Annotated in this window: 13 protein-coding genes and 1 riboswitch; of the genes, 6 read left to right on the forward strand and 7 right to left on the reverse strand. The window is 61.2% G+C overall.

Annotation, left to right across the window (positions count from 1 at the left end; genetic code table 11):
• Nucleotides 1-35: 35 nt before the first annotated feature.
• Together xylB and dalD are read right to left on the reverse strand one after the other, a co-directional pair.
• Complete coding sequence (gene xylB, locus RRF55_RS06080) at nt 36-1499, reverse strand: xylulokinase (protein WP_064153690.1); 1464 nt, start codon at nt 1497-1499, stop codon at nt 36-38.
• A gap of 9 nt (nt 1500-1508) precedes the next feature.
• Nucleotides 1509-2876, reverse strand: a complete 1368-nt coding sequence (gene dalD, locus RRF55_RS06085; RefSeq protein ID WP_004184846.1) for a D-arabinitol 4-dehydrogenase — start codon at nt 2874-2876, stop codon at nt 1509-1511.
• A 206-nt stretch (nt 2877-3082) separates the two neighbouring features.
• Between dalD and RRF55_RS06090 the strand changes: the two genes are divergently transcribed.
• Nucleotides 3083-4024 (forward strand): sugar-binding transcriptional regulator, encoded by a 942-nt coding sequence (locus RRF55_RS06090; protein WP_002912679.1) that lies wholly within the window; start codon nt 3083-3085, stop codon nt 4022-4024.
• A 22-nt stretch (nt 4025-4046) separates the two neighbouring features.
• Here the strand turns inward: RRF55_RS06090 and RRF55_RS06095 are convergent, their stop codons facing one another.
• Nucleotides 4047-5048 carry a LacI family DNA-binding transcriptional regulator gene (locus tag RRF55_RS06095; RefSeq protein ID WP_064153689.1) on the reverse strand — a complete coding sequence of 334 codons (1002 nt, stop codon included), beginning with the start codon at nt 5046-5048 and terminating at the stop codon, nt 4047-4049.
• Between the two features lie 254 nt (nt 5049-5302).
• Here RRF55_RS06095 and RRF55_RS06100 point away from each other — a divergent pair, with 254 nt between their 5' ends.
• The 3 genes from RRF55_RS06100 (at nt 5303) to RRF55_RS06110 (ending at nt 9051) form a co-directional block, all read left to right on the forward strand.
• Nucleotides 5303-6052: an SDR family oxidoreductase gene (locus tag RRF55_RS06100; protein WP_004175119.1), complete on the forward strand. Its 750-nt coding sequence runs from the start codon at nt 5303-5305 to the stop codon at nt 6050-6052.
• A gap of 26 nt (nt 6053-6078) precedes the next feature.
• Nucleotides 6079-7686 (forward strand): FGGY-family carbohydrate kinase, encoded by a 1608-nt coding sequence (locus RRF55_RS06105; protein WP_048332205.1) that lies wholly within the window; start codon nt 6079-6081, stop codon nt 7684-7686.
• An 81-nt stretch (nt 7687-7767) separates the two neighbouring features.
• The gene (locus RRF55_RS06110; protein ID WP_004175116.1) at nt 7768-9051 is read left to right on the forward strand and encodes an RbtT/DalT/CsbX family MFS transporter; all 1284 of its coding nucleotides are present in this window, start codon (nt 7768-7770) and stop codon (nt 9049-9051) included.
• Nucleotides 9052-9109: 58 nt separating this feature from the next.
• Here RRF55_RS06110 and fbaB read toward each other — a convergent pair whose 3' ends face one another.
• The 3 genes from fbaB to thiM all read right to left on the reverse strand — a co-directional run bounded on the left by fbaB (nt 9110) and on the right by thiM (nt 11880).
• Nucleotides 9110-10162 carry a class I fructose-bisphosphate aldolase gene (fbaB, locus tag RRF55_RS06115; RefSeq protein WP_002912704.1) on the reverse strand — a complete coding sequence of 351 codons (1053 nt, stop codon included), beginning with the start codon at nt 10160-10162 and terminating at the stop codon, nt 9110-9112.
• A gap of 147 nt (nt 10163-10309) precedes the next feature.
• Nucleotides 10310-11110 (reverse strand): bifunctional hydroxymethylpyrimidine kinase/phosphomethylpyrimidine kinase, encoded by an 801-nt coding sequence (thiD, locus tag RRF55_RS06120; protein ID WP_002912707.1) that lies wholly within the window; start codon nt 11108-11110, stop codon nt 10310-10312.
• Nucleotides 11107-11880: a hydroxyethylthiazole kinase gene (thiM, locus tag RRF55_RS06125; RefSeq protein ID WP_004175113.1), complete on the reverse strand. Its 774-nt coding sequence runs from the start codon at nt 11878-11880 to the stop codon at nt 11107-11109. The genes thiD and thiM overlap by 4 nt, the downstream gene beginning before the upstream one ends.
• 34 nt (nt 11881-11914) lie before the next feature.
• A riboswitch (TPP riboswitch) is annotated at nt 11915-12012 on the reverse strand.
• Nucleotides 12013-12197: 185 nt separating this feature from the next.
• Here thiM and RRF55_RS06130 point away from each other — a divergent pair.
• The gene (locus RRF55_RS06130) at nt 12198-12620 is read left to right on the forward strand and encodes a universal stress protein (protein WP_004189084.1); all 423 of its coding nucleotides are present in this window, start codon (nt 12198-12200) and stop codon (nt 12618-12620) included.
• Here the strand turns inward: RRF55_RS06130 and RRF55_RS06135 are convergent.
• Entirely contained in the window at nt 12617-13531 is a 915-nt protein-coding gene (locus tag RRF55_RS06135) for a LysR family transcriptional regulator (protein ID WP_004175111.1), read from the reverse strand. The genes RRF55_RS06130 and RRF55_RS06135 overlap by 4 nt on opposite strands.
• A gap of 120 nt (nt 13532-13651) precedes the next feature.
• Here RRF55_RS06135 and RRF55_RS06140 point away from each other — a divergent pair, with 120 nt between their 5' ends.
• Nucleotides 13652-15463: an adenine deaminase gene (locus tag RRF55_RS06140; protein WP_032415250.1), complete on the forward strand. Its 1812-nt coding sequence runs from the start codon at nt 13652-13654 to the stop codon at nt 15461-15463.

A 15463-nucleotide genomic window follows, 5' to 3' on the forward strand; every position in this document is an offset into this window, starting at 1 on the left:
CGCGACGTGCAACGAAGCGGCGGTTATGATGAAAATCAGTGCTGTCGATAGTGCAGATCGTTTAAATACAGGGCTTTAAACTGCGCGTAGCGTTGCATCAGGATGTGGTGGCGAATGGGATCCGCACGCCAGGTCTGCCAGACTTCCGGTTTTTCACACACCGCGGCAACCGGTTTGCCCGCCGCCAGGCAGGCCAGCCGCGCCGCGCCCAGCGCGCCTCCGGTCTCTCCGCCTTTGTGGGTCACCACCGGCATAGCGAGAATATCGGCCAGCAGCTGGGCCCAGAACGGGCTGCGGGCGCCCCCGCCCACCAGCGAGCACTGCGCGATCGGCGTCCCGCTCTCTTTCAATGCCTGCAGGCCGTCGTTGATCCCAAAGCTCACCCCCTCCAGCACCGCGTAGCCGAGCTGCGCGCGCAGGCTGGCGTGGGTCATGCCCCAGAAGATGCCGCGCGCGTCAGGATCGTTATGCGGGGTTCGTTCCCCGGAGAGATAGGGCAGGAAGAACGGCGCGTTGGCTTTATCCTCCTCGCTTAGCTCGGCAATCTCCGCCAGCAGCGCCACCTCCGTGGTGCCGGTCAGGCGGCAGAACCACTGCAAACAGCTGGCAGCGCTCAGCATGACGCTCATCTGGTGCCACAGGTTCGGCAGCACGTGACAAAACGCATGTACCGCCGACTGCGGCGCCGGACGATAGGCATCGGTCACCACAAACAGCACCCCAGAGGTGCCGAGCGAAATAAACGCATCCCCCGGCGAGACCGCGCCGACGCCAATGGCGCTGACCGCGTTATCCCCCCCGCCCCCGGCCACCACCACCGAGGCGTTCAGCCCCCAGCGGGCAGCCACCTGCGGGTCAAGGGTGGCGGAAACCTCGCAGCCTTCCACCAGCGTCGGCATTTGGCTACGCGACAAGCCGCACTTGTCCAGCAGAGCGTCGGACCAGTCGCGCTTCGCCACGTCCAGCCACAGCGTCCCGGCGGCGTCCGACATATCGGAGACTTTCTTCCCGGTCATCCGGTAGCGCAGATAATCCTTGGGCAACAGCACCGTGGCGGTGCGCTGAAAGTGTTCCGGCTCGTAACGGCGCACCCACAACAGCTTCGGCGCGGTAAAGCCCGGCATCGCCAGGTTGCCCGCCACCTGATGCAGCTCCGGCGCCATCGCCTCCAGCTCGGCGCACTCTGCGGCGCAGCGGGTGTCGTTCCAAAGAATGGCCGGACGGATCGCCTTCCCCTCTGCATCCAGCAACACCGCGCCGTGCATCTGCCCGGAGAGGCCAATCGCCTTAATAGCCGGCCAATGCTGGGCGCATTTTTCCCGTAGCGTGGCCATCAGGTACTCCGTCGCCTCCCACCATAGCTCCGGCGCTTGTTCTGACCAGTGCGGATGAGGCCGCTGAATACTCAGCGGCGCGCTATGGCTGGCGATAACCTCATGGTTCTCATCAATGACCAGCGCTTTGACTTCCGATGTGCCGAGATCGATACCCAGATACATAGCCACCTCTTAGTTAATCAGCGTGTAAACGGCGGCGACTTTCTCGCGCATCAGCGCCAGGAAATCCGCGTTGTTGGCGAGATCACCAAACAGGGCTTTATCGCGCGCGTAGACAGCCACCGGATCCTGAGCCTCGAACATCTCATGCACCGCCTGCGCATCCAGGATGCCGTCCTGGTACTGATACGGCAGAGTTCCCTTGTGCCACTGCTCCATAAAGACGAAGAACAGCGCCGGCAGCATGGCGGTCGCTTCCGGGCGGACGCCGCGCTGGTAGCACTCCTGCAAGGTTGGCGCGATCATCGCCGGAATTTTCGAGAAGCCGTCGGCGGCGACGCGCTGGTTGGTGTCCTGGATATAGGGGTTGGTAAAGCGCTTAAGCACCACATCCCGGTAGGTCGGCAGATCAATGCCGTTGTCGCCGAGACACGGAATAACGTCCTCCGTAACGTAGCGGTCGGCAATGGCGTAGATAACATCGGTCAGCGTGCTTTCATGAATATACTGCTGGCCGATTAAGGTTCCCGCCCAGGCAATGCAGCTGTGCGACGCGTTCAGAATACGGATTTTCGCCTCTTCATACGGGATGACCGACTCCACCATCTCCACGCCGACTGCCTCCAGATTCGGGCGGACATCGCGGAAGTTGTTCTCCACTACCCACTGGATAAAGGTCTCCCCCATCACCGGCGCTTTGTCATCAATTCCGGTTTGCGCTTTGATGCGGGCCGGCAGATCGGCCGCCGGACGCGGGGTGATGCGGTCCACCATGGTGTTCGGACAGGTGGTGTTGGCCGCCATCCAGTCAATCACCGCCTGTTTGCCGGTGAGCTGCAGGAACTCGACCATGCCGTCGTGGAAACGCTCGCCGTTATGGCGCACGTTATCGCAGTTGAGCAGGGTCAGCGGCCCGGCGTTGTCGGCCATGCGCTTTTCCAGGATCCGCGCGAGGGTGCCGTAAATGGTTTTGCACTCGCCTTGCAGGTCGGCCTGCAGATCGGGGTTGCTGGTTTCCAGACGATGGCGAGTGTTCAGGTAGTACCCCCCTTCCGTCACGGTAAAGGCGATAACTTTGGTCTGCGGGTTTGCCCCTTCGTTAATCAGCGGCTGTAGCCCGGCCTGCCACGGCAGCAGTTTCTGGATTGAGGTGATCTCTTCATATTCGCGCTCCCCTTCCGGACTGACGGTCTCGAGGACGTAACGTCCTCCCTGCGCCGCCAGCGCCTGGACCACCTGCTCGGCGTCGTTGCGAATATTCCCCGCCGCGATGCGCCAGCGATTATCCCCGGAAGCAATCAGACGATGCAGATACCACGCCTGATGCGCGCGATGAAAAGAACCCAGACCGATATGAAGCCATGTGAATTGATTGTTCATGTTCTGCTCTCCTTGAGTTGATGGCGCCACTGTAATTGATCATTTGACCAAAATAAGAGCCATAGATCACAAAAGAGCAATTACCCAATTAAATTACAAATGACCAGAAAAGAGCAAAAGCTTGCCAGTTATGCCAACCACGGCGAGAATGCGGGTATTCGCCGGGCCAATTGCGTGCCCTGGCCAGCAACTTAGGGCGGGAAACCATGAGTAAAGAAGACGATATCCGGTTGGATCAGAAGGTGCGTGCCGCATGGATGTACTACATCGCCGGCCAGAATCAGAGCGAGATTGCCAGCCAGCTGGGCACCTCCAGACCGGTGGTGCAACGGCTGATCGCCGCCGCGAAAGAAGAAGGGATTGTGTCAATTAATCTGCACCATCCGGTAGCGAACTGCCTCGATTATGCGCAGTTGCTGCAGGAAAAATACCGCTTGATCGAGTGCAATGTGGTCCCCGCCTTTAGCGAAGAAAGCACCCTCGACAGTGTGTCATTTGGCTGCTATCAGCTGATGGCTCGCTATCTGCAGGATGATAAAGAGAAAATTATCGGTCTGGGCTCGGGCCTGACCCTGAAAAAAGCGCTGCAGCGCATCGATTTTGACAGCCTGAATACCCGCTGCGTGGCGCTGATCAGCGCCATGAACGCCGACGGGCAGTGCAATTATTACGATGACGTGCCCCTGCTGCTGACCCGCAAAATTAAGGCCAAGTACTATCAGTGGCCGGCGCCGCGCTACGCCCAGAGCGCGGAGGAGCATGAGATGTGGTGCACCAACCGCTTATTCCGCAGCGTCTCCGGCGTCGCCCAAGAGGCGGACGTGATTTTTGTCGGCATTGGTCCGCTGGGCACGCAAAGTCCGATCTTTAAAGACGGCTTTATCAATCAGGCGCAGATGGATGAGCTGACCGCCCGCGGCGGCATCGGGGAAATCCTCGGGCGGTTTATTGATGCGCAAGGCGACGTGGTAGACAGCGAGATCAACCGCATGATCACCAGCTATGATATCCGCCAGAGCCACTGCCCGCGGATTGCCGCTGCCTGTGGAGAACATAAACGACCGGCGATCCTGGCCGCCCTTAAAGGCGGCTGGATCAATGGCCTGGTGACCGATGAGCATACCGCCCGCTGGCTGCTGACGCGGTAACGTTTAACAGCCAGACAGCGACTCAGCTGCTGCTCATCAGTCGCGGGGGAATTTCAATCCGCTGCTGGCTGGCTTCGCCGGCGTCAATAATCGAAAAAACAGCGTCCAGCATCGCCGGCACGTCCTGCTGCACCATGTCGATATCGTGCCCCAGCAGGTAGACAAAAGGATCCCAGTCGAAGCAGCCCATCGGCGGCTGCTCGCTGCCGGTCAGACCCACCTGCGACAGCCAGCGCACAACCCCTTCCAGGGATATCGTCGAGTTAACAAATATCCCCTGCAACAACGTCTTCACGCTGCCAAACCGCTCCTGCAGGCAGTCCTCAACGTGTCCTTTCGAATAGCCGGGAGCCAGAATATTCGCCTGCGGCACGCTAAGCCCCAGCTCGCGATGCGCATCGTGGAAGCCGCGTAAACGCTCGCTGGTGTTATGGTCGCTGCTGCGCCCGCCGATAAAGGTCAGCGGCGCCAGCTCTCCGCGGCGGCGGGCGCTATTAGCCAGGATCTTATGAGTCAGCGCTTTCGCGCCGCCGTAGTTATCCGAAATCACCGACGGCGAGAGAGAGCCCGGCAGGTCGAGATTGACCGTTGGCACGCCCGCCTGCTGGCATAGCGCGGAAATTTTATCCGGATTGGTCGCCCCGGTCGCGACCACCCAGTCAACCTGCCAGGAGAGCATCGCCTTTACCGCTTCGATCTCCAGTTCCGGACGCCGGCGCGTACAGGTGATAATCGGCAGCAGGCCGCGCTCGCGGGCCATCTCCTCAAAGCGTTCGGCGATGGAACCGAAGTAGCGGTTATCATATTTGGGGATAATCATACCGATGACGTGTGATTTTTTACTGCGCAGCATGCTGGCCTGACGGTTAATCGCATAGCCCTGCTCCTCGGCAATCCGCGTCACCTTTTCCGCAAGCTTGGCGCTGATGCGGCGCTTTTTCCAGTTACCGTTGAGGATAGCGCTCACCGCGCTCGCCGAAACGCCGGAAAGTTCCGCCAGGTCGTAAATCGTTATCTTCTTCATTTTTCCAACTTGCGTCACAAAATCATGTCGCTGTTAATTTCCCCACTTGCTCAATCGATGAAGCGAGAGCAACATAGCTTCATCGATTGAGCATCCTTTTCACGCCAGGAAGTACGCGCGCATACCGCCTCAACATGCCAGCAAGCCTGAATTAAGATGCTGATATTCAATATGTTACCAGTTTTAGTCTATCACCTCGAACGTGATGCCCTCGCGTTCGATAGTTTTAACCAGACACGGCAAAGGATTATAAAATGAAGCACTCTGTCTCCTCTATGAATACTTCCCTCAGCGGTAAAGTCGCCGCGATCACCGGCGCGGCGTCCGGTATCGGCCTCGAGTGCGCGAGGACCCTGCTGGGAGCTGGCGCAAAAGTGGTACTGATCGACCGCGAAGGCGAAAAGCTCAACAAACTGGTCGCCGAACTTGGCGAAAACGCCTTCGCCCTGCAGGTCGACCTGATGCAGGCGGACCAGGTCGATAACCTACTGCAGGGCATTTTGCAGCTTACCGGGCGTCTCGATATCTTCCACGCCAACGCCGGCGCCTATATCGGCGGGCCGGTGGCCGAGGGCGACCCGGACGTCTGGGACCGCGTGCTGCACCTTAATATCAACGCCGCCTTCCGCTGCGTGCGCAGCGTCCTGCCGCATCTGATCGCGCAAAAATCCGGGGATATTATCTTCACCAGCTCGATCGCGGGCGTGGTGCCGGTGATCTGGGAGCCTGTCTATACCGCGTCGAAATTCGCGGTGCAGGCATTTGTGCACACCACTCGTCGCCAGGTGGCGCAGTATGGCGTGCGCGTCGGCGCCGTACTGCCGGGCCCGGTGGTTACCGCTCTGCTGGACGACTGGCCAAAAGCCAAAATGGACGAAGCGCTGGCCAACGGCAGCCTGATGCAGCCGATTGAAGTGGCGGAGTCGGTGCTGTTTATGGTGACGCGTTCGAAAAACGTCACCGTGCGCGACATTGTGATCCTGCCGAACAGCGTGGATCTCTGACCCTGGCCAACCTGTGAGAGGATGTGATGCAAAACGATACGCAAAACATTATTGGCGTGGATGTCGGTTCGGGCAGCGTGCGCGCCGGGGTATTCAATCTGCGGGGCGAGCTCCTCGCCCACGCGACCCGGGAAATAACCCTGTTTCGCAGCGCCGGAAACAAGGTCGAGCAGTCGAGCCGTGAGATCTGGCAGGCGGTGTGCTACTGCATTAAAACGGCGGTGGCCAACGCCGGCGTTTCGCCGTCGTCGATAGCCGGGATCGGCTTCGATGCCACCTGCTCGCTGGTGGTGATTGGCGATAACGATGCGCCGCTGGCGGTCGGGCCTTCGGGCGATGCGGACCGCAACATTATTGTCTGGATGGATCATCGCGCCACCGGGCAGGCGGAAAAGATCAATGCCACGGGCCACCCGGTACTGCGGTACGTTGGCGGCAAAATCTCGCCGGAGATGCAAACGCCGAAAATTTTGTGGCTGAAAGAGAATCGCCCGCACATCTATCAGCAGGCGCGCCACTTCTTCGACCTCGCCGATTACCTCACCTGGCGCTCAACCGGCGATGAAGCCCGCTCGGTCTGCACGGTGACCTGTAAATGGACCTACCTGGCGCATGAACAACGCTGGGATGCCGGTTACTTCCGCCAGATTGGCCTCGCAGAGCTGGCGGATGAAGATTTTGTCCGCATCGGCCAGCGGATTGTCGATCCAGGCACCCCCTGCGGCGAGGGCCTTTGCGCCACGGCGGCAGAGGAGATGGGCCTGCCGATCGGTACGCCGGTGGCGGTGGGGATGATTGACGCCCACGCGGGCGGCATCGGTACCGTCGGCGTGCTTAACGGCGCGGTCAACAATATGGCCTATGTCTTCGGCACTTCTTCCTGCACCATGACCACCACTCAGGAAGCGGTATTCGTCCCGGGCGTCTGGGGCCCTTACTATTCGGCGATGGTGCCGGGCTACTGGCTAAGTGAAGGCGGGCAAAGCGCCGCCGGCGCGGCTATCGACCAGCTGCTGAGCTTCCATCCGGCGGCGGCGCAAGCGCGCGAGCAAGCGAAAGCCGCAGGCGTCCCTCTACCGGTCTGGCTGGCGGATCGCGTTCTGACGCAAGTTGCTTCCCCTTCTGAGGCGGTAACGCTGGCCGCCGGTCTGCACGTCGTTCCGGAGTTTCTCGGTAATCGCGCGCCGCTTGCCGATCCCCACGCGAAAGCGCTGATTGCCGGGCTGGGGATGGAGCGGGACCTGGATAACCTGACCGCGCTGTACGTTGCCGGGCTATGCGGGATTGGCTATGGTCTGCGACAGATCATTGACGCCCAGCGCGCCTGCGGAATTGAGAGTGAAAATATCGTCATCAGCGGCGGAGCCGGGCAGCATCCGCTGGTGCGTCAGCTGTTGGCCGACGCCTGCGGCGTTAGCATCGTGAGCACCGCCAGCCGCGAGCCGGTGCTGTTAGGTTCCGCCATCCTCGGCGCGGTGGCGGGCAGAGTCGCGGCTTCGCTGCCGGAGGCCATGAAGCAGTTTACTCAGGTGGATGCCACCTATCACAGCGAGACGGCGTTTAGCCCGCTTCATCAGCGCAGGTATGCGGCCTATAAGGCGCTACAACAGGCCGGCAGGCTGATTCGCGAATAACATACCTCCTTATTTTATAACAATAATGCTCCGCTGCTGTGCAGCGGAGACACTCATCTGCACTCTGAAATCGAGGTCAACATGTCCGTTAATAACAAACAGTGGTACGGTCTACCGCTCAACCTCATCTGGGGATATGTCGCCATCGCCGTGTTTATGACCGGCGACGGCTTTGAGCTGGCTTTTCTGTCGCACTACATCAAAGCACTCGGATTCACCCCGGCGCAGGCTTCCTTTGCCTTTACTCTCTACGGTCTGGCTGCCGCCCTGTCGGCGTGGGTCTCCGGCGTGGTGGCGGAAATCATTACCCCACGTAAAGCTATGCTGATTGGCTTCGTGCTGTGGTGTGTATTCCACGTACTGTTCCTCGTCTTCGGCCTCGGTCGCGCCAACTATGCGCTGATCCTGCTGTTTTATGGCATCCGCGGCCTGGCCTACCCGCTGTTCCTCTACTCCTTTATCGTCGCCATTATCCACAACGTCCGCAGCGACAGTTCCAGCTCCGCGCTGGGCTGGTTCTGGGCGGTCTACTCGGTGGGTATCGGCGTGTTCGGCAGCTATATTCCGAGTTTTACCATTCCCCACATTGGCGAAATGGGCACCCTGTGGCTGGCGCTGCTCTTTTGCGCCACCGGCGGCATTATTGCGCTGGTGTCGATGCGTCATACCGAAACGCCGCGCCATATGCAGAACCTGACCACTCGTGAAAAATTCGCCGAACTGGGGCGCGCCGCGACGCTGCTCTATACCAACCGCAGCATTCTGTTCTCGAGCATTGTGCGCATTATCAACACCCTGTCGCTGTTTGGTTTTGCGGTGATCATGCCGATGATGTTTGTTGATGAGCTGGGATTTACCACCTCGGAATGGCTGCAGGTATGGGCGGCATTCTTCTTCACCACGATCTTTTCGAACGTTTTCTGGGGGATTGTGGCGGAGAAAATGGGCTGGATGAAGGTTATCCGCTGGTTCGGCTGCATCGGGATGGCGCTTTCCAGCCTGGCGTTCTATTACCTGCCCCAGCACTTCGGCCATAATTTTGCCATGGCGCTGGTACCGGCTATTGCCCTGGGGATTTTTGTCGCCGCGTTTGTGCCGATGGCGGCGGTGTTCCCGGCGCTGGAGCCGAACCATAAAGGCGCGGCGATTTCGGTCTATAACCTGTCAGCCGGGCTGTCGAACTTTCTGGCGCCGGCGATTGCCGTGGTACTGCTGCCCTATTTCAGCACTATCGGCGTGGTAATAGCCTATACCGCCTTATATATTCTGGCCTTCTTCCTGTGCCCGTTAATCCGCGTTGAACAGCCTGGCTTTACCAGCGATCAGCATGCGAAACCGTTTACCGCCAACGCGGCAGAGTCTTAATAAACCGCATCTGGTACAAACAACGAGCAATCCGGGCGGTGCCGCCCGGATTTTTGCCTTATGCGATAGTCACTTTGCCATCCAGATAAACATCCTGCACGGCATTGATCAGCTTCACACCGTCGGCCATCGATTTCTTAAACGCTTTGCGGCCCAGGATCAGCCCCATGCCGCCGGCGCGTTTATTGATCACCGCCGTGCGCACCGCGTCGGCAAGGTCGGTCTCCCCGCCCGCCGCGCCGCCGGAGTTGATCAGCCCGGCGCGGCCCATATAGCAGTTGGCCAGCTGGTAGCGCACCAGATCGATGGGGTTATCGCTGGTCAGTTTGCTGTATACCCGATCGTCGGTATAGCCGAAGTTAACCGCTTTGTAGCCGCCGTTATTCTCCGCCATCTTTTGCTTAACGATATCGGCGCCGATGGTGGCCGCCAGGTGGTTGGCCTGACCGGTCAGGTCAGCGGAAACATGATAGTCGACGCCGTCTTTCTTGAACGCCGAATTGCGCAGATAGGCCCACAGCACGGTGACCAGGCCCAGCTCATGGGCCCGCTCAAAGGCGGCGGAAATCTCTTCTATCTGACGACGCGATTGTTCCGAGCCGAAATAGATCGTCGCTCCCACGGCCACCGCCCCCATATTGAACGCCTGCTCAACGCTGGCGTAGAGGGTCTGGTCGTATTCGGTGGGATAGCTCAGCGTTTCGTTATGGTTGAGCTTCACCAGGAAAGGGATGCGATGCGCGTAGCGGCGCGACACCGAGGCCAGCACGCCGTAGGTCGACGCCACGCAGTTACAGCCGGCTTCGATCGCCAGCTCGACGATATTTTTCGGATCAAAGTACAGCGGGTTGGCGGCAAAGGAGGCGCCCGCCGAGTGCTCCACGCCCTGGTCAACCGGCAGAATGGAAAGGTAGCCGGTTCCCCCCAGGCGTCCGGTATTGTACAGGGTCTGCATATTGCGTAGCACCGCCGGTGGTCGGTTGTTATCCACCATCACCCGATCAACATAATCTGCGCCAGGCAGATACAGCTGGTCGGACGGAATGGTTATACAACGGTGCTGCAACAGGCTCTCGGCATCTTTGCCCAGCAACTGCGTAATATCAGTCATAGCAATCTCCCGTAAGGCCGGCCGAAGCCGGCATGCATTATCCCAACCCAATTTTTTTGGGCAGGTTAAGCCTGGTACCGACTTAGCCTATTTTCCAGCCGGGGGGCCATTTTTTCAGGAGATTCTGCTGTCCCGTTGCGCTGCCATTTACCACCAGGCGTGGAAATGGTGCACCGGCCCGATACCGTGGCCCACCTCCAGAGAGTCGGCCTGCGCCAGAGCCGCCGACAGCCAGGCCTTCGCCTCGATAACGGTGGCCGCCCAGTCCGCGTGACGCGGGCGCAGCGCCGCCAGCGCGGCGGAGAGCGTACAGCCGGTGCCGTGGGTATTTTTGGTCTGCACTCGCGGCGCGGTGAACCGCTGTTCCCCTTCTCGGGTGAAGAGCCAGTCCGGGCTTTCGGCATCGTCGAGATGGCCGCCCTTCATCAATACCGCGCCGCAGCCCAGCGCCAGCAGCGCCCGCCCCTGCTCCAGCATTTCCCGTTCGTTACGCGCATGGGGGGCATCGAGTAGCGCGGCCGCTTCCGGCAGGTTCGGGGTGATCAATGACACCTGCGGCAACAATCGTTGACGCAGGGTCTCCACCGCCGAAGCCGACAGCAGCGGATCGCCGCTTTTCGCCAGCATGACGGTATCCAGCACCACGTTGGCCACCCGGTAGCGCGCCAGCCGCTCGGCCACGGCTTCCACAATATCGGTCTCCGCCAGCATGCCGATTTTGGTGGTATCGATACGCACATCGCTGAACACCGAGTCGAGCTGCGCGGCCACAAAATCTGGTTCGATGCGATAGACCGACTGTACGCCGCGGGTATTCTGCGCCACCAGGGCGGTGATCGCCGAGCAGCCATAGGCCCCCAGCGCGGAGAAGGTTTTCAGATCGGCCTGGATACCGGCCCCGCCGCTGGGATCGGTGCCGGCGATGGTCAGGGCGTTGATGCGTTTCATCCCTGCACCTCCTGATACAGCGCGTCGAGAAACGCCGGAATAAAGCTGCCTGGGCCTCCCTGACGGGCGGCGATCTCCCCGGCCTGCTTCATCAGCCCGCAGGCGGCGGCCACGTTTTCCAGCCGGTCTCCCGGCAGCGCCGCGCTCGCCGCCACCACCGCCGACAGCGCGCAGCCGGTGCCCACCACCCGGGTCATCAGCGGATTGCCCCCCGCCACGCTGAGCACCCGCTCGCCGTCGGTGACGTAATCCACCTCGCCAGTGACCGCCACCACGGTAGCCAGCCGACGAGCCAGCGCCTGGGCCGCCGGCAGCGCCGCGGCGGCCGTATCGGTGGTATCCACCCCGCGCCCGCCGGCGCTCATCCCGGCCAGCGCCAGAATTTCAGAGGCATTGCCGCGAATGGCCGCCGGCTGGAAGGCCAGCAGCTCGTGACAAAAGGCCGTGCGCACGGTCAGGGCGCCGACCGCCACCGGATCCAGCGTCCAGGGCTTGCCGGCCTGACGGGCGTGCTCCACCGCGGCGCGCATCGCCACGGCGCGATCTTCGGTCAGGGTACCGACGTTAATTAACAGCGCATCAGCGATAGCGGCAAACTGCGCCGCTTCGCGGGGATCGATCACCATCGCCGGCGAGGCGCCGACGGCCAGCAGAACGTTGGCGGTAAAGGTCTGCACCACGTCATTAGTCATGCAGTGCACAAGGGGGGAATGGGCGCGCAGCAGATGGCGCAGGTGCGCGACAGGCGCGGGATTCAACAGCTCAGGCATAGTTTGCTCCCGCCAGACGAGGTAGAAGCAATGACCCTGCGGTCTCTGACTTCCCTACGCTGGCATTATCCAGATCAGGTGGTACGGGTATTTCTCAGCCTTCAACGAAGAAGGGCACCCCGAGTCAAAATAGTGAAATTGTTAAGCGTTGTGGAATTTACCGCAACTCACCGGTTCATACAACAAGCCTTTAGCCCTGGATACGACACCTTCGCGGCCATCATGCTCATCAGGCGACCGGGCGGGATTGCATTCCGCTGCTGGCGGGCGGAAAATAATGACATCATGCGCTATTTAGCCTACCGAGGATATACGCCATGGCCGTTTATCACCATGCGCTGGTACTGATTAACAGCAGTCAGGACGGCGTCCCGCTGCTCCAGCATGCCGCCAGAATGGCAGAAGAGAACGGCATGCGCATCACCATCGCCCACATCAGCACCGATTACCGGGCGCTGAACTATGTTTCCGACAGCCTGCGCGACGATCGGGTCTCGCAGGAGGTGATCCAGGCCAAAGCCCTGCTCAACGAGCTGGCCTGCACCGTCTCCCTGCCGGTGGATACCCTCTCGCTGGTGACCACCCGCCGGTTTGAAGACGTGGAAACCTGCGTTCGGCAGCGGCAGATCGATTTAATTATTGCCGGGCACCATAACCGGCTGCTGGGCGTCCTCTCCTCACACTCGCTGGAGTACATCAACCACTTAACCGTAGACGTGCTGATCAAGCACCTGCCCTAGCGCAAGGCGGCCTGCAGCAGAGAAAAACAGTCTTCAATAAGCGGGGGCAGCGCCTGCGGGCCGCGCATCAGGGCCACTGTGCGGGCGAGCGCCGGCTGCTGCAGGTGGGCGACCCTGAGCGCCGGGTCCTGCAGATGGGTGGTGTACAGCGCCGGCAGAATCGCCACCGCTAAGCGCGAGCGCACCAGACCATACAGGGTTTCGATATAGTCCACCTGGTAGCGGGTGGTCAGCGTCAGGCGATGGCTCTCCACTAATGCCGCCACCAGCCGCTGGATATTGCCCTTCGAGAACACAGCAATATCCCGCCCCACCAGCTGTTTCCACGGCAGATGTGCCTGCGCGGCCAGCGGATCGTCGCGGTGCAGCACCGCCACGAAGGGATCTTCGCGCAGCGGATAGACCAGCAGTTCTGCGGGCAGTGAGCTGTCGATCGCCCCGATGCCGAAATCAATCTCGCCGCGCTGCAGCGCCTGGATAAGCGCATCGTTGGTCTGATCGTGAAATTCAATGCGCAGACGCGGAAAGGCCTCAGCCAGGGTCTGCGGCAGCAGCGGAAACAGCAGCGAACTGACCGACGGCACCAGACCGATACGCACCGTCCCGTCGCCACCCGCCTCGACAATCTGCTGCATATCGGAAAAGGCCGCCTGCGCCACGCTGAGGATCCGCTGGGCGTGGGGTAAAATCGCCGCCCCCAGTTCAGTCAGAGTGACCGTCGCAGCGGTACGGTTGACCAGCTTACCGCCGAGTACCGTTTCAATCTGCCGCAGGGCGCTGCTCAGCGCCGGCTGGCTAATCGCCAGCCGACTGGCGGTATCGGTAAAATGGCGCAGCTGGGCCAGGGTGACGAAATACTGAAGCTGTTTAAGAGAGAGCGCGGGCAGCCGCTGCCAGGGTTCGTTCATCATCGGGTTCGCTACGGTGGTCCTGCACAATAACCCGAGCTTATCGGGTGATAAATTTATTCATCTGGGCAAACGTTTGCTGTGCCCCTAGAGTATCCGCATTATCCTTGTGCCGGAGTGGTTATGTCCAGCAATGCTCAAGTCCGCCGTCGCGCCGTGCAGGCCGCGCGCGGTGAATCCCCGTTTGATCTGCTGCTGATCGATGCGCAGATCATCGATATGGCCACGGGCGAAATTCGCCCCGCTGACGTCGGTATCGTCGGCGAGATGATCGCCAGCGTCCACCCGCGCGGCAGTCGCGAAGACGCCCATGAAGTGCGTTCCCTGGCCGGTGGCTACCTGTCCCCCGGCCTGATGGACACCCACGTGCACCTCGAAAGCTCGCACCTGCCACCGGAGCGCTATGCGGAAATCGTCCTCACCCAGGGCACCACCGCGGTGTTCTGGGATCCGCATGAGCTGGCCAACGTCCTCGGCGTCGCTGGCGTGCGCTATGCGGTGGACGCCAGCCGCCATCTGCCGCTGCAGGTGATGGTCGCCGCGCCGTCCAGCGTTCCCTCCACGCCGGGTCTCGAAATGTCCGGCGCCGATTTTGCCGGCGCGGAGATGGAGACCATGCTCGGCTGGCCGGAAGTGCGCGGCGTGGCGGAGGTGATGGATATGCACGGCGTGCTGCACGGTAGCGAGCGGATGCAGGAGATTGTCCAGGCCGGTCTCAACAGCGGCAAACTGATTGAAGGCCACGCCCGCGGCCTGAGCGGCGCTGACCTGCAGGCCTACCTCGCCGCCGGCGTCACCTCCGATCACGAACTTACCTCGGCGGACGACGCGCTGGAAAAACTGCGCGCCGGGCTGACGATCGAGATCCGCGGCTCGCACCCCTATCTGCTGCCAGATATCGTCGCGGCGTTAAAAACGCTGCCGCACCTCTCCTCGCAGATCACCGTCTGCACCGATGACGTGCCGCCGGATATGCTGCTGGAGAAAGGCGGCATCATCGCCCTGCTTAACCTGCTGATCGAGCACGGTTTACCGGCGGTCGATGCGCTGCGATTCGCCACCCTCAACGCCGCTATTCGCCTGCAGCGCCACGATCTCGGGCTGATTGCCGCCGGGCGGCGCGCCGATCTGGTGGTGTTTGATTCCCTGGAGAAACTGGTGGCCCGCGAAGTCTACATAGGCGGTAAGCTGCTGGCCCGCGCGGGCAACCTGCTGACACCGATCGCGCCCGCCGCGGGCGTCACGCCGCCGCGCGATACTTTGCAGATCGCCCCCCTCCGCGCCGATGACTTTATTCTGCGCGTCCAGGGCATTCGTCACGGCATCGCCCGCCTGCGCCATATCCGCGGCGCGCGCTTCACCCAGTGGGGCGAAGTGGAAGTGCAGGTTCGTGACGGGATAGTCCAGCTGCCCGCCGGCTTCAGTCTGATCTGGGTCAAGCACCGCCACGGCCGCCATCAGGCGACGCCGCAAATCGCCCTGCTTGAAGGCTGGGGTGAGCTGCGCGGCGCCATCGCCACCAGCTACTCCCACGACTCGCATAATCTGGTGGTGCTCGGGCGCGACGCTAATGATATGGCGCTGGCGGCCAACCAGCTTATCGCCTCCGGCGGCGGGATGGCGCTGGCGCAACAGGGCGAGATCCTCGCCCATGTGGCGATGCCGATTGCCGGCATGCTGTCGGATCTCCCGGCCGCGGAACTGGCGCGTCAGTTCCGCGAGCTGCGCGATCTGAGCAGCCAAGTCGCCGACTGGGAGCCGCCGTACCGGGTCTTCAAGGCCATTGAAGGCACCTGCCTTGCCTGTAACGCCGGGCCGCATTTAACCGATTTGGGTCTGACCGACGGCGGCAGCCGCCAGATAGTCGACCCGTTGATAGCCTGCCGGGAGATCCCGGAGCCAACCGATCACAACAATAATCCTCAGGGAGCCTGA

It is taken from the genome of Klebsiella sp. K47 (assembly GCF_051858335.1).
In the GTDB taxonomy this organism is placed as follows: domain Bacteria; phylum Pseudomonadota; class Gammaproteobacteria; order Enterobacterales; family Enterobacteriaceae; genus Klebsiella; species Klebsiella pneumoniae.